This is a genomic window from Marinobacter sp. LV10R520-4 (assembly GCF_002563815.1).
In the GTDB taxonomy this organism is placed as follows: Bacteria; Pseudomonadota; Gammaproteobacteria; order Pseudomonadales; family Oleiphilaceae; genus Marinobacter.
On the sequence record NZ_PDJM01000001.1, the window covers coordinates 402,375 to 429,084 of the forward strand.

25 protein-coding genes are annotated in these 26,710 nt (G+C 57.1%); 9 read left to right on the plus strand and 16 right to left on the minus strand.

The window, feature by feature from the left end; genetic code table 11:
- Positions 1-6: 6 nt before the first annotated feature.
- Positions 7-555: a zinc ribbon-containing protein gene (locus tag ATG98_RS01900; protein WP_098419271.1), complete on the minus strand. Its 549-nt coding sequence runs from the start codon at positions 553-555 to the stop codon at positions 7-9.
- Positions 556-848: 293 nt separating this feature from the next.
- On the opposite strand from ATG98_RS01900, the gene leuS reads away from it, so the two are divergent.
- The 4 genes from leuS (at position 849) to ATG98_RS01920 (ending at position 5,435) form a co-directional block, all read left to right on the plus strand.
- Positions 849-3,437: a leucine--tRNA ligase gene (leuS, locus tag ATG98_RS01905; protein ID WP_098424352.1), complete on the plus strand. Its 2,589-nt coding sequence runs from the start codon at positions 849-851 to the stop codon at positions 3,435-3,437.
- A 1-nt stretch (position 3,438) separates the two neighbouring features.
- Positions 3,439-4,071 carry an LPS assembly lipoprotein LptE gene (gene lptE, locus ATG98_RS01910; protein WP_098422008.1) on the plus strand — a complete coding sequence of 211 codons (633 nt, stop codon included), beginning with the start codon at positions 3,439-3,441 and terminating at the stop codon, positions 4,069-4,071.
- Positions 4,068-5,072 (plus strand): DNA polymerase III subunit delta, encoded by a 1,005-nt coding sequence (gene holA, locus ATG98_RS01915; RefSeq protein ID WP_098422009.1) that lies wholly within the window; start codon positions 4,068-4,070, stop codon positions 5,070-5,072. Before lptE ends, holA begins: the two co-directional genes overlap by 4 nt.
- Before the next feature lie 99 nt (positions 5,073-5,171).
- Positions 5,172-5,435: a hypothetical protein gene (locus tag ATG98_RS01920; protein WP_098422010.1), complete on the plus strand. Its 264-nt coding sequence runs from the start codon at positions 5,172-5,174 to the stop codon at positions 5,433-5,435.
- Between the two features lie 125 nt (positions 5,436-5,560).
- Here the strand turns inward: ATG98_RS01920 and ATG98_RS01925 are convergent, their stop codons facing one another.
- The 9 genes from ATG98_RS01925 to bioB form a co-directional block, all read right to left on the minus strand.
- Complete coding sequence (locus tag ATG98_RS01925; RefSeq protein ID WP_098422011.1) at positions 5,561-7,357, minus strand: acyl-CoA dehydrogenase C-terminal domain-containing protein; 1,797 nt, start codon at positions 7,355-7,357, stop codon at positions 5,561-5,563.
- Positions 7,358-7,569: 212 nt separating this feature from the next.
- A complete protein-coding gene (locus ATG98_RS01930; RefSeq protein WP_098422012.1) occupies positions 7,570-9,369 on the minus strand; it encodes an acyl-CoA dehydrogenase C-terminal domain-containing protein in 1,800 nt (599 codons plus the stop codon).
- Positions 9,370-9,684: 315 nt separating this feature from the next.
- Positions 9,685-10,212, minus strand: a complete 528-nt coding sequence (locus tag ATG98_RS01935) for a putative metalloprotease CJM1_0395 family protein (protein WP_098422013.1) — start codon at positions 10,210-10,212, stop codon at positions 9,685-9,687.
- A gap of 38 nt (positions 10,213-10,250) precedes the next feature.
- The gene (locus ATG98_RS01940) at positions 10,251-10,511 is read right to left on the minus strand and encodes a flagellar biosynthesis protein FlgE (RefSeq protein ID WP_098422014.1); all 261 of its coding nucleotides are present in this window, start codon (positions 10,509-10,511) and stop codon (positions 10,251-10,253) included.
- Positions 10,512-10,582: 71 nt separating this feature from the next.
- Positions 10,583-11,275, minus strand: coding sequence for a dethiobiotin synthase (gene bioD, locus ATG98_RS01945; protein ID WP_098422015.1), 693 nt, complete (start codon positions 11,273-11,275; stop codon positions 10,583-10,585).
- Between the two features lie 26 nt (positions 11,276-11,301).
- On the minus strand, positions 11,302-12,120 hold the full coding sequence (gene bioC, locus ATG98_RS01950; RefSeq protein ID WP_098422016.1) for a malonyl-ACP O-methyltransferase BioC: 819 nt from the start codon (positions 12,118-12,120) through the stop codon (positions 11,302-11,304).
- On the minus strand, positions 12,107-12,847 hold the full coding sequence (locus ATG98_RS01955) for an alpha/beta fold hydrolase (protein WP_098422017.1): 741 nt from the start codon (positions 12,845-12,847) through the stop codon (positions 12,107-12,109). The genes bioC and ATG98_RS01955 overlap by 14 nt, the downstream gene beginning before the upstream one ends.
- Positions 12,847-14,043, minus strand: a complete 1,197-nt coding sequence (gene bioF / locus ATG98_RS01960; RefSeq protein WP_098422018.1) for an 8-amino-7-oxononanoate synthase — start codon at positions 14,041-14,043, stop codon at positions 12,847-12,849. The genes ATG98_RS01955 and bioF overlap by 1 nt, the downstream gene beginning before the upstream one ends.
- 17 nt (positions 14,044-14,060) lie before the next feature.
- The gene (gene bioB, locus ATG98_RS01965; protein ID WP_098422019.1) at positions 14,061-15,125 is read right to left on the minus strand and encodes a biotin synthase BioB; all 1,065 of its coding nucleotides are present in this window, start codon (positions 15,123-15,125) and stop codon (positions 14,061-14,063) included.
- A gap of 49 nt (positions 15,126-15,174) precedes the next feature.
- Between bioB and ATG98_RS01970 the strand changes: the two genes are divergently transcribed.
- Entirely contained in the window at positions 15,175-15,933 is a 759-nt protein-coding gene (locus ATG98_RS01970; protein ID WP_098422020.1) for a ComF family protein, read from the plus strand.
- Between the two features lie 6 nt (positions 15,934-15,939).
- Here ATG98_RS01970 and ATG98_RS01975 read toward each other — a convergent pair whose 3' ends face one another.
- The gene (locus ATG98_RS01975; RefSeq protein ID WP_098419285.1) at positions 15,940-17,061 is read right to left on the minus strand and encodes an NAD(P)/FAD-dependent oxidoreductase; all 1,122 of its coding nucleotides are present in this window, start codon (positions 17,059-17,061) and stop codon (positions 15,940-15,942) included.
- Between the two features lie 69 nt (positions 17,062-17,130).
- Here ATG98_RS01975 and ATG98_RS01980 point away from each other — a divergent pair, with 69 nt between their 5' ends.
- The 4 genes from ATG98_RS01980 to cmoB are packed head-to-tail and all read left to right on the plus strand — an operon-like array spanning position 17,131 to position 20,401.
- Entirely contained in the window at positions 17,131-18,228 is a 1,098-nt protein-coding gene (locus ATG98_RS01980) for a serine/threonine protein kinase (RefSeq protein WP_098419286.1), read from the plus strand.
- A gap of 52 nt (positions 18,229-18,280) precedes the next feature.
- The gene (locus ATG98_RS01985) at positions 18,281-18,661 is read left to right on the plus strand and encodes a kinase (protein ID WP_098419287.1); all 381 of its coding nucleotides are present in this window, start codon (positions 18,281-18,283) and stop codon (positions 18,659-18,661) included.
- On the plus strand, positions 18,654-19,409 hold the full coding sequence (gene cmoA / locus ATG98_RS01990; protein ID WP_098419288.1) for a carboxy-S-adenosyl-L-methionine synthase CmoA: 756 nt from the start codon (positions 18,654-18,656) through the stop codon (positions 19,407-19,409). Before ATG98_RS01985 ends, cmoA begins: the two co-directional genes overlap by 8 nt.
- Complete coding sequence (gene cmoB, locus ATG98_RS01995; protein WP_098419289.1) at positions 19,406-20,401, plus strand: tRNA 5-methoxyuridine(34)/uridine 5-oxyacetic acid(34) synthase CmoB; 996 nt, start codon at positions 19,406-19,408, stop codon at positions 20,399-20,401. Before cmoA ends, cmoB begins: the two co-directional genes overlap by 4 nt.
- A 98-nt stretch (positions 20,402-20,499) precedes the next feature.
- Here cmoB and ATG98_RS02000 read toward each other — a convergent pair whose 3' ends face one another.
- From ATG98_RS02000 to hflX, 5 genes are all read right to left on the minus strand, one after another.
- Complete coding sequence (locus tag ATG98_RS02000; RefSeq protein WP_098422021.1) at positions 20,500-21,795, minus strand: adenylosuccinate synthase; 1,296 nt, start codon at positions 21,793-21,795, stop codon at positions 20,500-20,502.
- 83 nt (positions 21,796-21,878) lie between these two features.
- Positions 21,879-23,060: an ATP phosphoribosyltransferase regulatory subunit gene (locus ATG98_RS02005; RefSeq protein WP_098422022.1), complete on the minus strand. Its 1,182-nt coding sequence runs from the start codon at positions 23,058-23,060 to the stop codon at positions 21,879-21,881.
- Between the two features lie 131 nt (positions 23,061-23,191).
- Positions 23,192-24,067 (minus strand): protease modulator HflC, encoded by an 876-nt coding sequence (hflC, locus tag ATG98_RS02010; RefSeq protein WP_098419292.1) that lies wholly within the window; start codon positions 24,065-24,067, stop codon positions 23,192-23,194.
- Between the two features lie 2 nt (positions 24,068-24,069).
- Positions 24,070-25,257 carry an FtsH protease activity modulator HflK gene (gene hflK, locus ATG98_RS02015; RefSeq protein WP_098422023.1) on the minus strand — a complete coding sequence of 396 codons (1,188 nt, stop codon included), beginning with the start codon at positions 25,255-25,257 and terminating at the stop codon, positions 24,070-24,072.
- 78 nt (positions 25,258-25,335) lie between these two features.
- Entirely contained in the window at positions 25,336-26,634 is a 1,299-nt protein-coding gene (gene hflX / locus ATG98_RS02020; RefSeq protein WP_098422024.1) for a ribosome rescue GTPase HflX, read from the minus strand.
- Between the last annotated feature and the right edge of the window lie 76 nt (positions 26,635-26,710).

The window sequence follows — 26,710 nt, forward strand, 5'->3', positions numbered from 1 at the left end:
AACAAATCAACTTTCCTTAATTGGCCAGCGACTGGTCACCCGCTCGTAATAGTGCGACCCGCAGGCCTCGCAGGGTTGCAGATGGCTGGTGGAAGTCAGGCACAGCATGTGCTCGCAGTTCAGGCAGCGGAACATGCCCGCGGTGGCCACTTCGCCGGAGATATACTGCCCGGCCTCGTGGCTTTCCAGCTTCTGGCGCAGTGCCAGAGTGTCGACCATCGTCTGGTCAGCAACCGACAGCAGGCGCTCGGTCAGCCGTTGCTCCAGCATCGACAAATCCAGCTGCAGCCATTCCGCCAGGCCTTCTCCGGTCTCCCCCACAAAGTTCAGCAGATGCTCCAGGTCCCGCTGCAGGTAAGCACCCAGCAGGCTAAGCTCATCACGAGTCATCTCCTGCAGTTCCTGCTCGGCTTCGATCGCTTTGTCGATTTCCTCTTCCAGGGTTTCCATCGAGGTTTCCTGCACCGTACGCAGGCGACTCTGTACCTGCTCCAGCATACGGTCGTAGGCCTCAAGGGCTTTTCCAGATAGCTGATTACGTTCGGGTTCGGTCATGGGCGTTTCCTTGTGGTTTGCTAATAACTTTGAGGGGCCTGGCATTTCAGGACACACTGAAAATGCAACACTGCCACCAGTTTCGGTGTTAGATCACTGGCGCTCCCCTATCTCATCATCATGGCACACTATTTCAAGATTGGCAGCGGGTGCCTCTGAAGCTGATGAGCGTTTCGGCCGCGTGCGCCACCACCAGAACGACGGGCAGACTACCTGTTACCGCCCGTGTGCGTTAGAATAACTGCCCGCTGCGAACATCATATTGATACAGGGTAACTTTGGTAATGGCAGGTATGGACGAGCAATACAATCCCCGTGACGTAGAACAGACCGCCCGCGATTTCTGGGCTGATAACAACACGTTTACGGTGAAAGAAGAACCAGGCAAACCCAAATACTACTGCCTGTCGATGTTCCCCTACCCCAGCGGCAAGCTGCACATGGGCCACGTTCGCAACTACACCATCGGCGACGTCATCTCCCGCTACCAGCGTATGCTGGGCAAAAACGTAATGCAGCCGATGGGCTGGGATGCCTTTGGCCTGCCTGCGGAAAACGCTGCCATTGCCAATAAGACTGCGCCCGCCAAGTGGACTTATTCCAACATTGAATACATGAAGAACCAGCTCAAACAGCTGGGCTTTGGCTACGATTGGAGCCGCGAGCTGGCCACCTGCAAGCCAGATTACTACCGCTGGGAACAGTGGTTCTTTACCCGCCTGCATGAAAGAGGCCTGGTGTACAAAAAGATGTCCACCGTGAACTGGGATCCGGTCGACCAGACCGTTCTGGCTAACGAACAAGTAGTTGATGGCCGCGGCTGGCGCTCCGGCGCGCTGGTGGAAAAGAAAGCCATACCCCAGTGGTTTATCCGCATTACCGATTATGCCGAACAACTGCTGAACGACATGGATGATATGGATGGTTGGCCGGAACAGGTCAAAACCATGCAGCGCAACTGGATTGGCAAATCCGTGGGTACCGAACTCACCTTTCCTTTAAAAGGCAGCGACGAGGGCCTGACGGTTTATACCACCCGCCCCGATACCTTGATGGGCGTAACTTACATGGCGATCGCCGCCGAACACCCATTAGCCAAAGCCTCAGCCGAGCGCCATCCGGACGTTGCCCGTTTTGTCGATGAGTGCCGCAACAGCAAAACCGCGGAAGCCGACATGGCGACCATGGAGAAAAAGGGCATAGATACCGGTTTCAAGGTCGTGCACCCGCTGACTCAGGAAGACATTCCGGTATGGATCGCCAACTTTGTACTGACCGATTACGGCACCGGTGCCCTGATGGCCGTTCCCGGCCACGATGAGCGCGACCACGAATTTGCCTTGAAGTACCGCTTGCCGATCAAACAGGTGATCTCCGCCAGCGACAAACCCGATATGGACGTGCAGGAAAAAGCCTTCACCGAAAAAGGCGTTCTGGTGTCGTCTGGCAAATACAGCGGCATGACCAGCGATGAAGCCTTCGAGGCCATCGCCGACCATCTGGAACACACAGGAATTGGCAAACGCACCATAAACTATCGCCTGCGCGATTGGGGCGTATCGCGCCAGCGCTACTGGGGCGCGCCGATTCCGATGATGACTCTGGAAGACGGTACCCAACGCCCGGTTCCAGACGACCAGCTTCCGGTATTGTTGCCCGAAGACGTCGAAATGACCGGCGTACAGTCCCCGATCAAAGCAGACCGGGAGTGGGCCAAAACCACCTTTGAGGGCCAGCCTGCCACCCGCGAAACCGACACCTTTGACACCTTCATGGAGTCGTCCTGGTACTACGCCCGCTTCTGCAGCCCCAACTACGACAAAGGCATGCTAGACCCGGCCGCAGCCAACTACTGGCTGCCAGTAGATCAGTACATTGGCGGCATTGAACACGCCATACTGCATCTGCTGTACGCCCGCTTCTTCCACAAGCTTCTGCGCGACGTGGGTCTGGTCATCAGCTCCGAGCCGTTCAAGAAACTCCTCACCCAGGGCATGGTGCTGGCAGAAACCTATTCCCGCGAAAACGCCAAAGGCGGCACCGTTTGGATTCCACCCACCGACGTGATCGCCGAACGCGATGACAAAGGCCAGGTAACCGGCTACGTCCATAAAGACGACGGCCAGCCGGTGCAGGCCGGTGGCGTGACCAAGATGTCCAAGTCGAAAAACAACGGCATTGACCCGCAGTCGATCATCGACGCCCACGGCGCCGATACCGTACGCCTGTTTATGATGTTCGCGGCGCCGCCCGAACAGTCTCTGGAGTGGTCAGACAGCGGCGTTGAAGGCGCCCACCGTTTCCTTAAGCGCCTGTGGCGGCTGGTGAATGAGCAAGTTGCCAGCACCGACACAGTGCCTGCTATAGACGTCTCGGCGCTGAATGATGGCCAGAAGAACCTGCGCCGCAAAACCCATGAAACCATTGTCAAAGTGAGCGACGACATCAGCCGCCGGCTGACTTTCAACACCGCCATTGCCGCGGTAATGGAACTGCTGAACGACGTCAGCAAGCTCAACAACAGCGAACCCCAAACCCGCGCCGTGCGCCAGGAAGCCCTGGAAACCGCGGTAATGATGCTGTCGCCGATTGTGCCCCACGTCTGCCACAGCTTGTGGCAATCGCTCGGCCACAACGAGCCGGTGGTCGATGCACGCTGGCCGGTAGCCGACGAAAGCGCCATGGTGCGCAGTGAAATCCAGATTGTGCTGCAGGTGAACGGTAAAGTGCGCTCCAAGGTAGACGTGCCGGCAGACATCAGCAAAGCCGACCTGGAAAAACTGGCCCTGCAAAACGACAACGTGATGCGCTTCACCGAAGGCAACACCGTGCGCAAGGTAATTGTTGTGCCCGGCAAACTGGTTAACGTGGTGGCTAACTGATATGACCCAACGGCAGCCCGCATCGCAACGAACACCGGCCTTGGCGCGCAGTGCTCTGCTGACTCTTGGCCTACTGGCAACGGCCAGCGGTTGCGGTTTCCAACTTCGCGGTGTAGCACCGGTTTCTGCTGCGCTACAACCACTGGCTTTGCAGTGCGCCAGTGATGTACCGATAGACCTGTGTCAGTCGGTTCGTCAACAGCTGACTCTGGGTGAGGTGGATGTTCGTGAAGCCGGCGCTGCCGATTATATACTTGCAATCGGCCAATACACCGAAGACCGCCGTGCCAGTGCTATTACGATTGACGCCGGTGCGGCAGAATACACCCTGCGCCAGTCGGTCAGCATCAACCTGATCAGTCGCGATAAGGTGCCCTTGATTGCAGACACTCGCCTGAATGCCAGCGAAAGCTATCGCTATGACGAAACCAACGTACTGGCCAAGCAGCGGGAAGAACGGACCTTGCAAAAACAGCTGCAAGAGAGGCTGGCCCAGCAAATTATTTTCCGTCTGGCACCTCTGACCCAAGCGCGTATCGATGTCCTACGTGAACAGTATCAGGATGCTACCGGCAACTCTGTGGAAAGCCCCGAAGCGGAACCGGCGGCCATGGCGCCTGTTCCAGCCCCATGAAAACCACACCGGCGCAGCTGCCCCAAAGCCTCAAGAAAGGCCTGGCGCCGGTGTACCTGGTATCCGGTGACGAGCCGCTTCTGGTGCAGGAATGCTGCGACCAGATTCGCAAAGTCGCCCGCGACCAGGGCTTTGCCGACCGGCTAACCTTTCACGCCGACAACCATTTTGACTGGAACATCGTGGCCGATGAATTCAGCGCCATGTCGCTGTTCGCTGAAAAACGCCGCATCGAAGTGCACTTACCCACAGGTAAGCTGGGTGACGGCCGCGCCGTGATGGAACGAATACTGGCGCAACCGGCAGACGACATCGTGCTGCTGCTGATCAGCGCCCGTCTGGACGCCGCTGAAACCCGCCGTAAGTGGTACAAAGACCTTCAAGGCAAAGGCCTGCACGTGCCGGTGTGGCCGGTAGACGCTGACAAATTTGCCGGCTGGTTACAACAGCGCGCCGCCAGCCGCGGCCTGACCCTCACCCGCGACGCTCTGGCAATACTGGCAGAGCGGCTGGAAGGCAATCTATTGGCCGCCAGCCAAGAACTGGAGCGCCTGGCGCTGTTCAGCAAAGGCGCTACCATTGACGAAGGCCTGGTTGAGCAGGCTGTGCAGGATAGCTCGCGTTTTAATGGCTTTGAGCTAGTCAGCGAGCTACTGACGGGAAACGCCCCGCACGCCTGTAAAATGATCGGCGTATTACAGCAGGAAGGCGAAAACCCCCTTGGCTTGCTCACTGTGCTGGCACGGGACATTCACCTGCTACTGGAACTGAAAGCCCCCGGGCAAAACACCGCGCCTGCGGCTTTTTTCAAAAAACGCGGCGTGTTCCAGCCACAGCGGGCAAAGGCGCTGGAGCAGGCGGCAAAGCGCCTCAACCGTGCCCAACTGAACAACGCCATTCACCTGTGCAGCGAAGTGGATCGTGCCGCCAAAGGCTTTGACCCACTGGGCCCCTGGCACTATTTAAGAGACATGTCCGCGCTGCTGGCCAGCAGATCCTGACGTAGATCAAACCGGCTTCGCTGCAGTACATCACACGCTTGAAAATTCCCGCCTTCCGGCGCATTGTTAAGTCATCAACAACGCAAGGAGCAGTGAAATATGGGACTTCAAAAAGAACTGAAAGCGCTGCCAGAAAAGATCAGACAATACCGCGATGAAGCGCGCGTGCAGCTCCATCTGGCACGTCAAGATGTCAAAGACGAATATGATAATCTGGAACAGGAGTGGGATCGATTCAAAGGCAAGTTTGATCACGCACTGGATGACGCAACCGAGGTTTCCACCGAAGCGCTGTTAACAGTGCAGGTTATGGGTGGAGACCTGAAGAAGGGTTATAAGAACATTCGCGATAAGATGAAGTAACACGCAGTAGAGCTTAGTAGAGTCCAGGCGTTTGATAACCCATAAAAAAAGCAGGCTCAGAAGCCTGCTTTTTTCGTTTAACGTCGACAGAAACGGATAAGAATTCTCTTATCAGAACTCTCTCATCAGAACTCTTCAGCCGTTAACGCCATCATCGAATCACTGCCGCTACGAATACCTTCCGCCAACGACACAGTTTTTGGCAACAGGCGATCATAGTAGAAACGCGCTGTTTTCAACTTGCCGGTATAGAAACCCGAGGTGTCACCCTCGGATTTCGCTGCGGCGGCTTTCACCATGCGGGCCCACATATAAGCCAGAGCGGTCAGGCCAAACAGGTCCAGATAATCTACCGAGGCCGCGCCTACAGCGTCAGGAGTTTCTGCTGCCTGATTGATCACGTGCTCGGTTACGTCGGACAGACGCTCAAGAGCGGCGGCCAATGGCTCCAGATAAGGGCGCAGGCTTTGTTCGTCGCTGTTTTCCTCAATGAACGCCGCTACGTCCTGGGCGAACAGTTCGTAAAGCTTGCCCTGGCTGCCCACAACCTTACGGCCCATCAGATCCAGCGCCTGAATGCCGTTGGTGCCCTCATAAATCTGGGTAATGCGGCAATCGCGCACTAACTGCTCCTGGCCCCATTCGCGGATAAAGCCATGGCCACCCAAAACCTGTTGGCCGATAATGCAGACGTCCAGGCCACGGTCGGTTAGAAAAGCCTTGGCCACCGGGGTCAGCAAAGACACCATGCCCTCGGCGTGGGTGCGGCGCTCCTGCTCGCTGTCGTCGGCGTATTTGGCAACATCCAGCCATTGCGCCACGTAGGTAGAAAAAGCCCGACCGCCTTCCACATAGCCTTTCATGGTCAGCAGCATGCGGCGAACATCCGGGTGCACCAGAATCGGATCGGCGGCTTTTTCAGGCTGCTGCGCTCCGGTGGGCGCACGGCTTTGAAGTCGGTCTTTGGCATATTCACGGGCAGTCTGCAGTGACGCTTCAGCCGCGCCCAGGCCCTGCACGCCAACGCCCAGGCGCTCATAGTTCATCATGGTGAACATGGCGTTCAAACCTTTGTTTTCTTCACCTACCAGCCAGCCTTTGGCTGCATCGTAGTTCATCACACAAGTAGCTGAACCTTTGATACCCATTTTCTTTTCGATGGAGCCGCAGGTGACCGGGTTGCGATCACCCAGGGAGCCGTCGCCATTCACCAGAAACTTTGGCACCAGAAACATGGATATGCCCTTGGGGCCTTTAGGCGCGCCCGGAAGCTTGGCCAGCACCAGGTGAACAATGTTCTCCGCCATGTCGTGCTCGCCCCAAGTGATGAAGATCTTGGTGCCGGTGACAGCGAAGGAGCCGTCATCGTTGGGCTCGGCTTTGGTGCGGATGATGCCCAGATCGGTGCCGGCGTGGGGCTCGGTCAAATCCATCGCGCCACTCCAAACACCGGAGTACAGTTTCGGCAAATACATTTCTTTCAATTCATCGCTGCCGTGAGCATCCAGCGCCAGGCAGGCTCCGGCTGTGAGCATAGGCGCCAGGCCGAACGCCATGTTGGCGCCCTGCAGCATTTCCTCAAACTGGGACACCAGAGTTTTTGGCATACCCATGCCACCTTGCTCCGGGTTGCCACCCAGGCCGTTCCAGCCGCCGTCAACGATGGTCTGGTAGGCTTCTTTGAAACCGTCCGGACTGGTAACACCCTCAGCCGTCCATTTGCAGCCCTGCTCATCGCCTTCGCGATTCAACGGTGCCAGCACGGCACTGGTGATTTTGCCGGCTTCTTCCAAAATGGCGTCGGCGGTGTCAGGGTCTACATTTTCTGCTACTTTTGGCAGCGACGCCCACAGTGCGGGGGCATCGAATACTTCATTCAAAACAAAACGCATTTCACGTAAGGGTGCCTGATAATCGGCCATTAACAACTCTCCAACATTCAGTAACAGTCTGTCTGGTCAGGACGCGATCCGATGGAAAAAAGCCGGTGCCCCTGTCTGTACGTGTGTCCGCGATTATTATTTTTTTACTGCACACAGTTTACCGCAATCCCGTCACTAACTCATGAAAAAAGGCCCGCCCCTTAACAAGGCGGGCCTTTTACGGCATTAACTATGAATCAAACGCTTCAGCGCTAGATGATGAACGCCTCTTCCGGCATATCCAGCAGGGTGTCAGCACCCGCCAGCATGGTGACTGCATGGGCTCGGGTGCGCGGCAGCATGCGAGTGAAGTAGAAGCGTGCAGTCTGCAACTTGGCGTTGTAAAACAACTCTTCAGTGCTGCCTTCTGCCAGCTTGTCCTGAGCCACTTTTGCCATCTGCGCCCACAGATACGCAAATACCGCGTAACCGGAGTACATCAGGTAATCCACAGACGCGGCGCCAATTTCTTCGCGGTTTTTCATGGCACTCATGCCCAGCTTCATGGTCAGCTCGCCCCACTCTTTATTGATCGCAGCCAGCGGCTCAACAAATGGCTTCATCTGCTCGTTATCGGCGTTTTCCTTACAGAAAGTGTGCACCAGTTTGGTGAAGCCTTTCAAGGATTCGCCCTGAGTCATCAGCACTTTACGGCCCAACAGGTCCAGCGCCTGAATGCCGGTGGTACCTTCGTAGATCATGCCGATACGGGCATCACGCACGTTCTGTTCCATACCCCACTCGGTAACATAGCCGTGACCACCAAATACCTGCATGCCCAGGCTGGCTGATTCGTATCCGATTTCAGTCAGGAACGCTTTGGCAATGGGCGTCAAAAAGCCCAGCAGTTCATCAGCGGCCTTGCGCTCTTCTTCGGTTTTACTGCGTTGAACAATGTCGGCTTTCTGTGCGGTCATGTAAATCAGCGCGCGGGCGCCTTCGGCGATGGCTTTCTGGGTCAGCAGCATGCGGCGCACATCCGGATGCACAATAATCGGATCGGCATAGCTATCCGGATTTTTGGTGCCGCTCAGTGCACGCATGGCCAGGCGATCTTTGGCGTAGGCCACTGAACCCTGAAGACCCAGCTCTGCCGCTCCCAGGCCCTGAATAGCGGTGCCGATGCGCGCCACATTCATAAAGGTGAACATGGCATTCAAACCTTTGTTTTCCGCGCCAACCAACCAACCCTTAGCGCCGTCGAAGTTCATCACGCAGGTGGCATTCGCGTGTATGCCCATTTTGTGCTCAATAGAACCGCAAGACAGCGCATTGCGCTCGCCAGCTGAGCCGTCCTGCGCGGGCAGGCACTTGGGCACCACAAACAGGGAAATACCCTTGGTGCCTTCCGGTGCGCCAGGCAAACGGGCCAGCACAATGTGAACGATGTTGTCGGTCAGGTCATGCTCGCCTGCCGAAATAAAGATCTTGGTGCCGATGATGCTATACGAGCCGTCCATATTGGGTTCGGCTTTGGTGCGCAGGGTTCCCAGATCCGACCCACAGTGTGCTTCGGTCAGGCACATGGTTCCAGTCCACTTGCCGCTGATCATCTTGGTCAGGTACGTCTGCTTCTGCTCTTCCGTACCGTGTTCTTCCAAAGTGTTGATAGCGCCGTGGCTCAAACCCGGGTACATGCCCCAAGACCAGTTGGCGGTGCCGTTCATTTCGCTCATCACGATACCCAGGGAGCTAGGCAAGCCCTGCCCACCGTGATCAGGGTCAGCCGCCAAAGACGGCCAGCCGCCCTCAACAAACTTGCTGTAGGCTTCTTTGAAACCGGCCGGTGTTTTAACGCCGCTTTCACTCCAGGTACAACCTTCACGGTCGCCGCTCTGGTTCAATGGCGACAGTACCTGTTCTGCAAATTTTGCACCTTCCTGAATGATCGCATCGATCATATCCGGCGTTGCATCTTCAGCGCCTTCCAGATTGGCGTAGTGGCTTTCGCTGTTCAGCAGCTCACTCATTACAAATTTGATGTCGCGCAGGGGTGCTTTGTAGTCAGGCATGTAATCGACCTCGGTTTTCAGTGATGGCCGCCTTGAATTGTGGCAGCTGGTAACCCGATGCAGCAGGACGAATTCCGGTGACGTGCTTCGAGTTCATTTAAACGGTTGTTTGAAACATACGTTTCGAAGCACAGAATTGTCAAGGATCGGGTCAAAAATAACTTGCTCTGCATCAACTGCCCTCCTGAATCCAGCATCCATCCACGATCGAAAACACAAAATAGGCGTTTGCTATCAGCGGCCCTATAAAAAGGATGATGGGATGCGTGGAAGGCTTTATCGCAGGTTGGTCGAGGGCGGGAAATAAAAGACTTTTCAGACAGAGACGTTCAGAAAACCGGTTGTGCGAGCGCTGTTATCGTCGCCAAAGGCGGACACTCTTGCGTAAGTATCGCGGGCCTGACGAGCGCCCAACGGTTCCTGTACGGCTGGGCCGGCCAGCTCTACCTGAGCTTGCAGTAGAGTCTGCTTGGCCTGGGCAGCCACCGCAAGATCTGCCGATGACGGCTGGGCGGGTGCCATGGCGGCCGCCCGCACGGTGCGCATTTTTTCAACCGTGGCCTGAGGGTCACCTGAAACCGCCGATACGCTGATGGGCACTTCACCGCCCACCGCGTATTGCACGCCGTCTGGCCCTTGCTCATAGGTGAGCGCCATTGCACCGGCATGCTGACCGCCCACCGCCTGATGGGCTGCCTCGTGGGCACGCACCTCCCGATCACGAGCTTTCAGCTGTGTCAGCAGTTTTAAATCGGATTCATTCAGGCGTGGTGACTGCTCGCTGGCAGACGACGGACGCGAAGTTATGGCGGATGTTTGAGGAGCAGCGGACGAAATGTTCATGGTGTCAAAAAATAACCCTACCTATCAGGGCGAGGGCCTTAACCCATGATATCGAGGAGCGACCCCAGGGTTTCGTCCGCGGTTTTGACCACCTGCGCGGACGCTTCAACGCTGCGCTTATACAACTGCAAATCGATCATGGGCTCGATCATCCCGCCTGCCGTCGGACCACCGCTACCCTGAGGGCCATCCACACCACCGCGGGCAATACGACGGGCGGCATCGTCCATGCCGGCGATACCGCTCTGAATGCCCTGCATACCGCTATTGAACGCACTGGGAAGAGCACTGTTGATCATGGTCACCTACCAGAGGATATGTCTACAAGCTTAGAGGATATGTCTACAAGCTTAGTAAGCCACAACGCTGTTCAATTTTCAATCAACGGCGTCACATTCAGGAATTTTGCCAAAGCCTGTGGCCGAGGCTCGCTCAGCCAGGGCATAACACCCAGGCACGGGCAACGCAGGTGCTGTTGCAGGTACGCCAGGGTATCGTTTTCACAGCTCATCACGGCTTCCCGCGGCCGGTTCGCCACCCAGCCCGCCAGTACCAGGCCATCGCGGTGAATGGCTTCGGCGCTCAGCAACGCATGGTTGATGCACCCAAGCTCCAGACTGACCACCAGAATCACCGGGATATTCAATTGCTGCGCCAAAGCACTGTAGGTTTCGCGATCGTTCAAAGGCACCCGCCAGCCTCCTGCCCCCTCGATCAGTAACAGATCTGCCGGGCGCAGCTGTATGCCGCGACAAAACCCGGCCAGGCGATCAACACTGATGCTGCGCCCGGCCTGCGCCGCCGCCACGTGGGGCGCAACAGCAGGCTCCAGGGCAACCGGATTGACCACGTCATAAGGCAGCTGTTCAGTCATCGCGTTCTGCAGAATAAGCGCGTCACTGTTACGCAAGCCATCTGGCGTTTGCACGCAGCCAGAGGCAACCGGTTTCATCGCCAGGGTACGTTTACCCGCCAGCTTCGCGGCCTCCAGCAACGCCGCGGTAACCACGGTCTTGCCCACGTCGGTATTGGTGCCGGTCACAAAATAGGTTTTTTTAGCCATTGAAGATGCCCTGACAGGGTTAGTGTTTAATCGCAGGTTAATGGTGTTAGCAGCGGTTTTCGCCATTCCAACCAGCCCGCGTGATAGCTGGCGACTATGCCTCCATCGGGCTGCTGCGGATAGTTCTGGCACATCTGTTTTAATCGCCCGGGTGCAGTGGCGGTCTTGCGCCGCTGAATGTCTTTATAGCCCGCCCCCAGTTGCTTGAGCTCGTTCATCAACGCCATGGGCGCTGGATAATCCAAAGTGATCATCTGCAAGCGCCATTGTGCCGCTGGCAAAATCTCAGCGGTGGTGGCCGCGAAATCCGCGGCAGAAATAAACCCGTTTACATGCTCCTGATGTGGGTCGGCCAGGGTCCACGCCTGTTGCAGCTCCTGAAGTGTACCCAGCAAAAGCGTTGACACCCGCAACTGACCACCCGGGCACAACACCCGCAGGCATTCTCGCAATACGCTCTGCGGGGAATGGCACCACTGAATCATCAGGTTGCTGTAAATCAAATCCACACTCTGGTCGGCCAATGGCAAGCATTCGGCATCTGCCTCTAGCCATTGGATAGTTTCAGGGACTTGGACTTGGACTTGGACTTGAGCTTGGGCGTACGCCAGCATACCGGGCGCCAGGTCTACACCCACGGTATGCGCACCAAAGCGCTGCGCCAACTGGCGCGTATACCAGCCAGTACCGCAGCCCAAGTCAACAACAGTGGCACCCTGCAATACCGGCTGGATAATCGTTGCCAACATGGCATCACCCATTTGCCGTTGCAGCCGTGCCGCGCCTTCATAGCTGGCGCTGGCGCAGCCAAAATCGGAGGCGACCGCCTGTTTAGTGGCAAACATCGTGTGAACTCGTTAGAAAATCGTGAATGGCTCGCCAGCATTCGGGGCCATAGTACTCGCCGGGCCAATGGCCCATGCCGTCGATGGTAACCGCCCGACTGTGAGCAGGCATGGCCATGTGCTGGGCCCAGGGCGGAACCACTGCATCGCAGCTGCCCCGCAAGTGTAAAGTTGGCACCGGGCACTGCCGCCAGGTGTCCAGCTGGCAGCTGTTCCGCAGCCAGCGCACGCCTTTTGCCAAAGGCTCAATCGGCTCGGGCGAGCCCTGTTGCAGCCAGGGTTGTATAGCCAGCGCCAGCCCTGCCTGCTGTTCGCTGCCATCAATCATCTGCGCGAAAAAGGACGTCCGACAGGCCTGTGGCTGGCGCTCAAAATATCGTTCAAAACGTCGAAAAATGGCGGTCGAAACGCCCCACGGCCAGTTTTGCGACGCCACAAATTGCGGAAAACCACCCAGGGTCACAACCGTATTAACCGAATGCGGATTCGCCTGAGCCGCTGCCATGGCAACGTGCGCGCCCAGCGACCACCCCAGCCACACCGCGGGCTCAGGGTAATGCTGGAGAAGCATCGCTGCCACGCTTGCCGGGCTGTCGCAGGTGCTTGAGCCGTCGTCGGTTAATGAAACGGTCTGTACTGAACCCTGCCAGTTCCGATACAGCGGCTCCAGCATGGCCGCCTGCACACCCCAACCGCCTATTACCACCAGTGAACTCGGGCGTGCCATCAAACACTCCCCACACAGGATTCACTCAACCCGGCGCCCGCAACACAATCAGCCCGACATTGAGCCAGTGCCTGCAGCAGGCGCTCCAGATCGTCAAAGCTATGGGCAGCGCTGAGGGTGATGCGCAAACGAGCCTGACCGTCGGGCACAGTGGGCGGGCGAATGGCCGTCACCAAAAGGCCGCGGCTTTGTAACTCAGCACTGAGCGCAAGCGCCGCTTCGTTAGAGCCCACTACAATCGGTTGAATGGGCGTGGCCGAGGGCATCAGGTGATACCCCATGCGTGTAACCTGATCGCGAAAACGGTCAATCAGCGCCGCCAGGTGCGCGCGCTGTGAATCAAAACCTTCGATCAGACTCAGACTATTGCAGCTGGCCCGCGCCAACGCCGGAGGCATGGCCGTGGTGTAAATGTAGGTCCGTGCTTTCTGCACCAGATATTCGGTTAACCACCCAGGACCTGCAACAAAGGCGCCGCTGGTACCTGCGGCTTTGCCCAGCGTGCCCATCAGCACCGGCACTTGCTCTTCGTTTAACCCGGCAGCCGCCACACTGCCACGGCCCTGGGGGCCCAGCACACCAAAGCCGTGGGCGTCGTCGATCATCAGCAACGCGTCGTGCTTTGTGCACAACTGGGCTAATGGTTCCAACGCGGCTACATCGCCATCCATGCTGAATACACCGTCGCTTACCACCAGTTTGTGGCCCGCGGTTTCTTCCAGCATTCGCGCCAACGCATCCAGATCGCCGTGGTGATACCGCCTGACCCTTGCACCACTGAGTTTGCAGCCATCTACAATAGAGGCGTGATTAAGGCGGTCCGAAAAAATCGTATCGCCGCGGCCTGCAAGCGCCGAGATTACACCCAGATTGGCCATGTAGCCGGTTGAGAACAGCAGGGCCGAGCTGCGTCTGGTAAAGGCCGCCAGTTGGTCTTCCAGCTGCTGATGAGCCCGGTGATGACCGCAAATCAGATGGGAAGATGCTCCGCCCAGGCCGTTATCATTAAGCGCATCAGCCAGCACTCTGCGGTTATCCGGATGATTGGCCAGCCCCAGGTAATCGTTGCTGCAGAACGACAACAAGGGCTGGCCATTCACGGTTAACGCCGGCCGCTGGGGCCCCGAGATTTCCCGGCACTGGCGATGCAGGCCGGCCTCGCGGCGTTGCCTAAGCTCAAGCTGGAAGTCACGCATACACGGTCACTCGCGGGTCAGGCCGATGCTGATTCGCGGGTCGCATCGTAAAACAGATGGCGTGTTGCCTCCTGATTGACGGCCTCTGCCAGCACCTCCTCGTGCTCTTGCTCTGTGCCGCACTGCTCACGCTGCTCCGGGCGAATCCCCAAACGGCGGAACAGGGCCATGTCGGCATCGGCTTCCGGGTTGGCGGTGGTCAGCAGTTTTTCACCATAAAATATGGAATTGGCGCCGGCCATAAAGCACAGGGTCTGCATTTGCTCGTTCATATTCTCCCGGCCAGCGGAAAGGCGCACGTGGGACGCAGGCATCATAATCCGCGCAACGGCAATCATGCGCACGAAATCAAACGGGTCCAGATCGGCCACGTTTTCCAGTGGCGTCCCCTTTACCTTTACCAACATATTCACCGGAACACTTTCCGGATGCTGGGGCAGATTGGCCAGCTGCATCAGCAGGCCAATGCGGTCGTCATCGTCTTCACCCATACCCAGAATACCGCCGCAGCAGACTTTCATGCCGGAGTTACGCACGTTGCTCAGAGTATCCAGGCGATCCTGATAAGTGCGCGTGGTAATGATATGGCTGTAGAATTTTTCCGAGGTATCCAGGTTGTGGTTGTAGTAATCCAGCCCCGCCGCCGCCAGTTCGTCGGCCTGGTCGGATTTGAGCATGCCCAGAGTCATGCAGGTTTCCAGACCTAAGGATTTCACCTGTTTGACCATATCCAACACGTAAGGCATGTCTTTTTTGGACGGACTGCGCCAGGCAGCACCCATGCAAAAACGCGAAGCGCCCTTGGCCTTGGCCGCGCGTGCCTCAGCGACGACTTTCTCAATGTCCAGCAGCTTTTCTTTTTCCAGCCCGGTGTTGTAGTGGCCACTCTGGGGGCAATATTTGCAGTCCTCCGGGCAAGCGCCGGTTTTTATCGACAGCAGAGTGCTGACTTGCACCTCGTTAGGATCAAAATACTGGCGGTGTAAAGTCTGGGCACGAAACAGCAGGTCGCTGAATGGCAGCTCAAATAATGCTCGGGCCTGTGGAAGTGTCCAGTCGTGACGGAGTTCATTGGCGCTCATGGGAGTTCCTGTTAACCTTCTAAGGATTATTGGTTTACGGAGAAGCCAAATGATAAAGCCATCGGAGTGGCTGTCAACCCTAAACAATTTTTTGGTTAACAGCCGAAGCGGATTTTTGGTTAATAATGAATGCCGAGCCGGGCGCTGTGTCGGCTGTTTAAACCCGGTTGCCCGCAATGGTCTGTGTCAGGGCTGTTACACCGACCTGCCCTGGAATCGCTGGCATTGCCGATGTTGCGCTCTACCCTTGCCATTTCCGGCAGCCGATCACCTGTGCGGCGAGTGTCTTCAGCGGCCACCGGCGTTTGACTTGACGCTGGCACCCCTACGCTATCAGTTTCCGGTGGCGGCAATGATCGGCCGTTACAAATACCAGGGCCAAAGAGCCTATGGCCGCCCGCTGACCGCCGCACTGGGAGAGTTGGCCAACGAAAGCCTGCTGCGCCAGCCGCAACTACGGCCGGATGTATTGATACCCGCTCCCATGCACCCCAAGCGCAGGCACCAGCGCGGTTTTAACCAGGCCAGGGATATTGCGGAACAGCTGAGCACGCGGCTAGATATTCCGCTGGCAGGCAATCTGGTGCAGCGTCGAAGCACTGTTCAAGCGCAACGCACGTTGAACCGTGCACAACGGTTAGCCAACCTGCAGGGCGTGTTTCAGGCCACCGGCACGCCTCCGCCACGAATTGCGATTATCGACGACGTTGTGACCACCGGCGCCACCGCGCGCTTGCTGGCGCAGGCGTTGCAGCAGGCCGGGGCTGAACATATCCAGATTTGGGCACTGGCGCGAACGCCGGGATAACCCGGATTAAGCGAGGCGCTCGGCAACTTCATCGGCAATGGCCAGGCAAGCGGTCAACCCCGGCGATTCTATACCGAACAGATTCACCAGCCCCGCGACGCCATGCTGGGACGGGCCATCAATGCGGAAATCACAAAAACCGCCGTCTGGCCCGGCCAGTTTCGGCCGAATACCCGCGTAAGCAGGCTGTAACTTTTCCGGATTCAGCCCAGGCCACCACTGGCGAATAGCGTCAACAAAGGCGGCCTTGCGCTCCGGATGCACACTGTAATCTTCACGCTCAATCCACTCCACATCCGGGCCAAACCGAATCTGGCCTGCCAGGTCCATTGTCAAGTGAACGCCCAGGCCGCCGGGTTCCGGCAGCGGATACACCAACTGACGAAACGAGTGCTGGCCGCTGTAGCTAAAATACACGCCGCGGGCGTACCACTGTTGCGGCTTCTGGCTAGCGGGCAACCCCTGCCAGTTGCCGGTTAGCGCAACCGCACCCAACCCTGCCGCGTTGATCAGGTTGTCTACTTCCAGCACGCAGGGCATAGCGCCACCCAGCGTCAGCCGATGCTTTCCACCGGCTGCGGCGTCGCCACTGTCAATAGTGTTGACCGGCGTATGCAAAGCCAGTTGGCCACCAGCGCTTTCCAGATCTCCGCGCAACGACAACATCAGCCCGTGGCTGTCTACAATTCCGGTACGCGGCGACCACAGCCCGGCCACAGCAGTCACCTCCGGCAGTGCCTTTTCTATCTCAGCCCGGCCGTGCAAAGCCAGCTCCACCCCGTTGCCAGCAGCCTGCGCCTGAATACCCGCCAAGCGCTCGGCCTGGGTTTCGCTGGTGGCCACCAGCCACTTACCGCAATTACTGACATTCACCTTGTGCTGGCGACAGTATTGGTAAAGTTGTTCACGACCTGCCACGCACAGCCGCGCCTTCAAGGAATCCTGAGGGTAATAAATGCCGGCGTGTATCACCTCGCTGTTGCGTGATGATATGCCCTCACCAATGTGCCCGGCAGCCTCCACCACAATCACTTCGTGGCCCAGTTGCGCCAGCCGGCGCGCCGCCGCCAAGCCAACAACACCGGCCCCGATCACGGCGGTTTTTGCGATTAACAACGGTAAGGCCATGATTCCCCCTGGTCTGGATGGCGTTATTGTGGACTGTGGAATTGTATCAGCCAAAACCGCGAGGCATAGGTGCGCTGTCAAGATTACGCCAGCGACGATACCGGTTATACTGATCGGCAAATTCATGGCGGCAGCGAATTCATGACTGAACATTCTGACAATGTGATTTCCGGACACCCATACGATGCCCTGAAGCCAGACGCACTTTTAGATGCGATGGAAGACGCAGGCTTTGCGGTCAGCGGCCGCCTGTTTGCGCTTAACAGCTATGAAAACCGGGTGTATCAGATCGGGCTAGACGAAGGCCCGCCGGTGATTGCGAAATTTTATCGCCCGGGACGCTGGACCGAAGCCTCGATTCGCGAAGAGCACAGTTTTACCAAAGAACTGGAGGCCGCAGATGTTCCTGTAGTGGCACCACTTACCCTGCCCAATGGCGATACCCTGGGCCAGAGTGGACCTTTCCGGTTCGCAGTATTTCCCCAGCGCGGTGGCCAGGCGCCGGATGTCAGCGTAGAAGACACTCTGTACCGGCTGGGCCAGTGGCTGGGCCAGATTCACAATGTTGGCGCTGCCCGAAAATTCAGCCATCGCCCTGACCTGTCGGTGGCGTCAATACCAATCGGCATCGAGCAAAATAATGAACTGTTGCTTGAAGGCAACTGGGTGCCGCGGGACCTGCGCCCGGCTTGGGACAGCTTGATGGCAGACCTGCTGCGCTTATGCCGTACCCGTATTAACGACGCAGGCAACATCAATACGTTGCGCCTGCACGGCGACTGCCACGCCGGCAACATTTTGTGCCGTGAGGACAGAATGTTGTTTGTGGATCTGGACGATTGCCGCAGCGGGCCCGCTATTCAGGACATGTGGCTGTTGTTGAACGGTGAAGATAGCGAGCGCGGAGCGCAACTGGGCGAAATATTGGAAGGCTATGAAATGTTCCGACCTTTTGAGCGCCGCGAACGCCACCTGATTGAGCCACTGCGTTGCTATCGCCAGGTCAGCCACTGCGCCTGGCTTGCGAAGCGCTGGGACGACCCGGCCTTTCCCCGGTTTTTCCCCTGGTTCGGCCAGCCGCGCTTCTGGTCAGACCAGATACTGTCGCTGCGCGAGCAACTTTCAGCCCTCCAGGCACCGGCGATTTCGCTGCCCGGTCAGTACTGAGCCTTTTCCTTATTTGCGATTACATTCTTTCAAACATTTTACAGAGGCCACTATGAGTCAGGATTCGAAACTCTACACCACCCGCAGTTTGATTCTTACCGCCGTCGTCGCCATCATCGGCTCGGTACTGGTGCTGGAGATCACCGGCAAAATTGATCATTCTGACAATAAAGAGAACCTCCCCATCGGTGAATTTACGGCCATTCAGGTCACCCCCGGGGAACCCTTTAACATGTCATCAAAAGCCTCTGAGCTGCACGCACGATGTGAAAACGGCTATCTGGCCATTGCCGCGGATATCGACTCTTCCTATCGCGGCGTTCTGGTGGATTACAAAAATCGTGGCGTGCGCTGTTCGCGTCCCTCACCGACCGGACCGTCAGCCCTGCCGGAGCCAGAAAACCCGGGGCAGCGGGACCAGAGCGATGACTGAACGCCCTAGACCGGTGGCGCCGCAGCAACTGACCGACCGGCTGTTTGCCACCGAGCGCAACCCGGACGACTTTCGCTTTGACGCCGCAGTCGCGCGAGTGTTTCCGGATATGATCCGGCGTTCAGTACCGGGCTACACCACAATTATCCCGATGATTCAGGTAATCACCGAGCAGTACATTCAGCCCGGTACCAACGCCTATGATCTGGGTTGTTCGCTGGGTGCGTCTACCCTGGCCATGCGCCATGGCATCCAGTACCGCGACTGCGAACTCATCGGTGTCGACAACTCAGAGGCAATGATCGAACGCTGCCAGCATTATGTGGCCCTGGATGACCACCCATTACCGGTCAGCCTGCGCTGCGAAGACATACTGACCACCGACCTTCGCAATGCCTCGGTGACAACCCTGAATTTCACCCTGCAGTTTGTACCGCTCTCTGATCGCGCAGATCTGCTGACGCGCATTGCCCGGGCCACGCGCCCCGGTGGCGCACTGATTCTGTCGGAAAAACTGCGCTTTGACGACGACACCGACCAGGAAATACAAACTCGCCTACATCACGAATTTAAACGTGCCAACGGCTATTCGGATCTGGAAATCAGCCAGAAGCGCAGCGCTATAGAGCACGTAATGATTCCGGAAACTCTGGAAAGCCATCGCCAACGTCTTTTAAACGCCGGTTTTGAAAGGGCTCTGGTGTGGTACCAGTGCTTCAATTTCGTCTCGATTCTGGCCATTAAATGAACTCTTTCAACTGGCAGACCTGTTATAACGACCTGTTCGAACACCTTGAGCAGCAACATCAAGGCGCCTGGGCCACGCAAATTCGCCAACAGCTGAGCCAACGCTTTGATGAAACGCCCCACGGCGACGTTCCGCGCTGGCAAAGTGCGTTGAATTTACTGCCGCCGCTGCCCAACGTGCAGACCATACTGGATGTGCCCGCCGTAACCCTGCGCGCCGGCCAAACCCTGGCACGGGAACAGTCTGCAGATCTGGAAACAGGATTGCGGGGCTTGATGCCCTGGCGCAAAGGCCCGTTTGATTTTTTTGGCACCGCGATTGATACCGAGTGGCGCTCAGACTGGAAATGGGACCGGGTGGCACCATTTTTGGCTGACCTGCACGGGCGCCAGGTATTGGACGTTGGCTGCGGCTCTGGCTATCACTGTTGGCGCATGCACGGCGCGGGTGCCGCGCGGGTGATTGGCATTGACCCGGGACTGCTATTTCTATTCCAGTTTCTAGCGGTAAAAAACTACCTGAACGATGTGCCGGTGGATCTGTTGCCACTGCGCATTGAGGACCTGCCGCCAAAACTTCAGGCTTTTGACACCACTTTTTCCATGGGCGTTCTGTATCACCGGCGCTCGCCGCTGGACCACCTGCTGGAACTCAAAGACACCTTGCGCAATGGTGGCGAGTTGGTGCTGGAAACCTTGGTAATAGAAGGCCCGGAAGGCGCCAGCCTGATGCCGGAAGATCGCTATGGCCAGATGCGCAATGTCTGGTTTTTGCCTAGCTGCGCGACTTTGCTGCGCTGGCTCGACCGTTGTGGTTTTGTAAATGCACGGGTGGTCGATGTGACTGCCACCAGCACCGAAGAACAACGCAGTACCGACTGGATGCGGTTCAATTCGTTACAGGATTTTCTTGACCCCGACGATCCCTCGCGCACCATTGAGGGTTATCCTGGCCCGCTGCGGGCGACCCTGATTGCGAACAAACCCAACTAAAAAGTCCGGGGACAGAGAGAATGCGGGGACAGATTTGAAATCTGTCCCCGGTTTAAAGACTAGGGACAGATTTCAAATCTGTCCCTGCACTTGGCGCACTACTCACCAAACGGATGGCGCAGAACAATCGTTTCAACCCGGTCAGGGCCGGTAGAAATGATGTCAATCGGCGCTTCAATCTGTTCTTCTAGGAAGCGGATATAAGCTCGAGCATTTTCGGGCAACTGGTCAAGCTCGGTCAGCCCTACAGTGCTTTCATGCCAGCCCGGCAGATCCACATAAATCGGCTCGATGTCTTTGTAAGTGTCGCAGCCAATGGGCGGGCGGGTAATTTCACCCTTCGGCGTTTTATAGCCGATGCACACCTTAACCACGTCCATGCCGTCCAGAACATCGAGTTTGGTCAGGCAAATACCCGATACGCTGTTAATCTGAATGGCGTGGCGCAAAGCAACCGCGTCAAACCAGCCACAGCGACGTGCACGACCGGTGGTGGTGCCTACTTCATTGCCTTTCACCGACAGGTACTCACCCATTTCATCAAACAGCTCGGTGGGGAACGGACCAGCGCCAACACGGGTGGTGTAGGCTTTGGTGATACCCAGCACATAATCAAGAAACAACGGGCCAAAACCAGACCCGGTCGCGGTGCCGCCAGCCGTGGTATTGGAAGAAGTCACGTACGGATAGGTGCCTAAATCGATGTCCAGCAAAGACCCCTGGGCGCCTTCGAACATAATATGTTCACCGCGTTTGCGGTAATCGTGCAGCAAATCGGTGACATCTGCAGCCATCGGCAGAATCTCTTCACCCATCTGGCGCAACTCGGCCAGAGCCGCATCTACGTCTTCGGCTTCTTCTTTGAAGTACTCGGTCAGCACAAAGTTGTGGTAACTCATGATTTCGCGCAGCTTGACTTCAAAATTAGCCATGTTGCACAAATCGCCCACCCGCAGGCCTCGGCGTGACACTTTGTCTTCGTAAGCGGGGCCGATGCCACGGCCGGTGGTGCCGATTTTATCGTTACCACGGGCGTGTTCACGGGCCACATCGATGCGCACGTGGGTACGCAGGATCAATGGGCAGGCAAGGCTGATTTTGAGACGGTCACGAACCGCTACGCCGTTGCTTTCCAGCTCTCGTACTTCTTTCAGCAGCGCTTCCGGCGAGAGCACCACGCCGTTACCAATCAGGCACTGAACGTCCCGACGCAAAATACCGGACGGGATCAGGTGCAAGGCGGTTTTCTTGCCCTCAATCACCAGCGTATGACCAGCGTTGTGGCCACCCTGAAAGCGCACGACTGCGGCCACTTTTTCGGTTAGCAGGTCTACAATCTTGCCTTTACCCTCGTCACCCCATTGGGTACCCAGCACAACAACGTTTTTGCCCATGATTCTCTCTCTGTGCGGCCGGCCAATAATGAACGGCCCGCAAGTTTGACTAAAAGTGCAATAAATACCGACGCGGTGCCGCGTCAGCCGAGTTTTTCAACAATCCACTGGCCTTGGTACTTCACCAGCTGGCGGTCGCAGCCGCGAGCGCCAGGATCGCAGTTGTGGTCCTCCGGCAGTGCGCGAATAACCGTATCGCTGTGTCGTAATTCCGCAATGGCCACGGCCAGTGTGGGATCAGGGTTCACCGGAGCCCAGATTGCGCCTTGCGCAGGCACCGTGCTGCTGCCCAAAGCCACCAGCGCGCGAATGTCCAGACTGAAACCGGTTGCCGGCCGTGAACGGCCAAAGTCACTGCCAATGGCATCGTAACGGCCACCTTTGGCAACTGCGTCGCCATGGCCGGGCACATAAGCGGCAAACACCAAGCCGGTGTGGTAGTTGTAACCACGTAATTCACAGAAGTCGAAGCCCAGGCGAATGCCCGGAAACTGTTGGCTAAGAGTATCAGCCACCCGACCCAGTTGATCCAGCGCCGCGTCCAGCTCGGCCGAAGCGCCCTGAACAATATCGCGCGCCTGATCCAGCGCCTCACGACCGCCGCTGACGGCGGCCAGGCGGCGCAAACGGCCACCGGCGCTATCCACAGCTTCGTTGCCCAGCAAAACGTTCAGTTCAGGCAGGGACTTACGGCCCATGGCGTCAAACACTGCCGCTTCGGTATCGCGATCAAAACCGGCATCGGCGATCAGGTGCTGATAAATGGCCACGTGGGCCAGATCCATGTGAATGGCCGGTAAGCCGGCAACACGCAGCGCTTCCAGCGCAAGACTGATGATTTCCATGTCTGCACTTTCAGAGCTGCTACCAAACAGTTCGCAGCCGGCCTGAATAGGCGTGCGGCCAGTCAGCATGTGCCTGGGACGGGTGTGTAACACGTGTCCGACGTAGCACAGCCGGGTTATGCCTTCCTCCGCCAGTGTATGGGCATCAATGCGAGCAGCCTGCGGCGTCATATCGGCGCGTACACCCATCATTCGGCCCGTCAGCTGATCCGTCAGCTTGAACGTTTGTAACTCCAGATCGTGCCCTGTGCCAGTAAACAGCGACTCCAGGTACTCTATCAGCGGAGGAATCACCAGTTGGTAACCCCAATGCTGGCATACGTCCATAATGTTGCGGCGCAAAGATTCAATCTGACCCGCCAGGGGCGGCAGAATATCCTCAACACCGTCTGGCAACAGCCAGCGATCAGATACTGTCATGAGATTCCGTTATCAGTTTTAGCCACGCCGGGAGCATCCCGGAACCCAAACCGGTCAGAGTCTACACTCTCGGCAGACACAAAAAAACCGGAGTACCTGAGTATTCCGGTTTTTTTGTTTTCTACTCGGGCTTAATTAGCGCCCTGGGGGTCCTTCAGGAACTTAAGGAAGGCGCTGTTGGCGTCGATCACCATCAGGTCATCCTTGTTCGCAAAGGTACTACGGTAGGCTTCCAGGCTTCGGTAGAAGCTGTAGAAGTCTGGGTCCGAGCCATAAGCGTTGGCATAGGTTCTTGCCGCCTGACCGTCGCCTTCACCACGAGTCGTTTCTGAGCGCGCGAACGCCTCTGCCAGAATGACGGTGCGCTGGCGGTCGGCGTCAGCACGAATGCCTTCTGCCAACTCGCGACCACGGGAGCGGAATTCCTGCGCCAGTTTCATCCGTTCTGTCGCCATACGGCGGAAAACGTTCTCACTAACCTGACCAGGAAATTCTATAGCTTTTACCCGTATATCCCGCACTTCGATGCCAAACTCACTAACGGAGGTTTGGTTAACCAGTTCGACCAGGTTCATCATCAGCTGGTCGCGCTCACCGGAAACCACCTCCACCATGGTGCGAACACCGAACTGATTGCGCAGACCGTTGTCGACCCGTGACAACAGCAGCGACTGAGCACGAACTTCGTCGCCACCGGTGGCACGATAGAACTGATCGACGTCACGAATCTTCCAGGCGATATAGGAATCCACATCCAACGGCTTCTTCTCCACCGTCAGGTACTGCCGCGTTGGCAGATCCATGGTCAAAATACGGATGTCAAACTCACGCACCTGGTCAATCACCGGCACTTTAAAGTGAATGCCGGCCTGAATATCGGTTTGCACCAGTTCACCAAAACGCAGTTTTACGCCGCGGTGAGTCTCCGGAATAATAAACACGCTCGACAATACCAGCAGGACTACGATCAGGGCGCCTGCAAGACCAACAATACTTTTAGGTCCCATGATTATCTGCTCCTTCGGGCGTTGGTGTCTTGACGAGTGTTCATTTCCTGGATCACCTGATTGGTGACATCCTGAATATCTGCCCGAGAAGCGCTGTCGCTATTGCCCCTGAGTGATGCCGCCGCGCCTTGGGTCAACCGATCCAGAGGCAACAGCATCATATTGCCGCTGCTTTCGGTATCAACCAACACTTTGCTGCTGTTTGAAAACACGGTCTCCATGGTCTGCAGATACATCCGCTCGCGGGTAGCGACCGGCGCCAACTGATACACCGCAAGCACCTCGAGGAAGCGAGCCGTTTCACCGTTGGCACGTTCGGTTACCTGCGCTTTGTAAGCGATGGATTCCTCAATCATGCGCTGGGCTTCACCGCGGGCCTCGGGAACCACCTTATTACGGTAGGTTTCCGCTTCTTCTTTCACCCGCTGCTCGTCTTCACGGGCGCGCTGTACTTCGCGGAACGCGTCCTGCACCGCGGGTGGCGGCTGAGTGCTTTCAACGTTGACTCGTACAATTTCCAGGCCTGTGCCGTAATCGACCAGAAATTTCTGCAGGCGCTGTTCAACCATCACGCCGAGCTGTGCACGGCCTTCGGTCAGAACGTCATCCAGCGTGGCGCTGCCCACTTCGTGACGCAGCGCACTGTCGGTGGCAAACGCCAAAGCCTGGTTGGAGTCACGCACGTTCAGAACGTAGGCTTTGGCATCGCCTACCCGGTACTGAACCTGAAGGTCAACGGTTACCAGGTTTTCGTCTCGGGTCAACATCTGGCCGTTCGACTGCGTGGTGCGCACGTTGGTTACGCCCACTTTTGTGACATCGTCAATCAGCGGCACTTTAAATTGCAAGCCCGGGCTTTCGGTACGATCATACTCACCGAAACGCAGAACTACAGCACGTTCCTGCTCGTCAACGGTGTAGAACGACTGAAAAACAACGTAGCCGACCACAAGTATGCCCGCCAGTGCCAAAACGGCACCAACGCCACCGGACTTGCCGCCGATGCCCATGTTGCCACCGCCGCCGGAGTTGCTGCCTTTGCCTTTACCACCCAGCAAGCTTTTGAGCTTGTCGAGGCCCTTTTTCAGCGCTTCGTCAAGATCTGGTGGTCCCTGATCTTTGCCGCCACGACCACCGTTGCCCCAAGGGTCGTTGTCGTTGCGGTTTCCACCCGGTTCATTCCAGGCCATAGTGCTCTCCGTTCTTAACATGTCGAATGGCTGCAAATACTAGGGAATTATTGGCTTACGGGCAATAGGCGATGACTTTCACTCGCTGCCTGCTCGAAACACCACTTCATCCTCCCGCACTCCCGCCCGGCTCAGTAGCTGATGCCAGTCGCGGTTTTGCAATCGCACTTCCAGTATGGTTTCACCGGTTTCCCGGCTGGACTCGCTCAATACCGAACCCGCTTCATGAAGCAGCGCACGGAACTTGCCATCGGCCGGTCCCAGCACAACAAAATGATGCACAACGTCTTGCGCCAGACGCTCTACAACGGCATCAAAAAGCCCCTGTAAACCGTCTCCGGTAACGGCCGATACCCAGGCCCTGACCGGCACGCCTTCTTGATTGCGATCCACTCGCGGAACAAAATCGTCTAGCAGATCCGTTTTGTTAAACACTTGCAGGACCGGCACTTCGTCAGCGCCGATTTCCGCCAGCACATTTTCTACCTGAGCTATATTGTCATCGCGACGTTCGTCGTGACAATCAATCACATGCAACAGCAGCGCGGCTTCGTTCGTTTCTTCCAATGTGGCGCGAAACGATTCTACCAGTTTGTGTGGCAAGTGGCGGATGAAGCCCACCGTGTCCGCCAGAATGACCGCACCGATATCCGGAAGTTCCAGGCGCCGCATAGTTGGGTCGAGCGTCGCAAACAACTGGTCAGCAGTGTATACGTCGGAACTGGTGATTCGGTTGAATAGTGTAGACTTTCCAGCGTTGGTATAGCCAACCAGCGACACCGTGGGCAAATCTGCCCGCACCCGCGCCCGACGCCCTTGGTCGCGCTGTCTGCGCACTTTTTCAAGGCGCTTGTTGATCGACTTGATGCGCTCGCGCAGCAACCGGCGATCTGTTTCAAGCTGGGTCTCGCCGGGGCCACGCAGGCCAATACCGCCTTTTTGACGTTCCAGGTGAGTCCAGCCCCGCACCAGGCGCGTTGACATATGCTGAAGCTGTGCAAGTTCTACCTGCAGCTTGCCTTCGTGAGTGCGCGCACGCTGGGCGAAAATATCCAGAATAACGCCCGTGCGGTCCAACACCCGGCACTGCAGTTCGCGCTCAATGTTGCGTTCTTGGCTAGGGCTGAGGGAATGATTGAACAGCACCACGTCGGCCTCTGCGGCGGCTACCGCGGCGCGGATTTCCTCAAGCTTGCCATCACCCACAAAAAAGCGCGGGCTCGGTTGCTTACGTGACCCGGTGACTGTACCCACCGGCTCTACACCGGCAGAAATGACCAGCTCGCGAAATTCGCCAGGGTCTTCATTACCATCGTGCGCGGTAAAATCAATATTGACCAGAACCGCGCGCTCACCAACGTCAGGACGCTCAAACAATGGGCAGTTTCTCCGGGTTACTCAAATAAAAACCAGACCTATATAAACAAACACCCGCTCCCCTGCGGAACCTTGG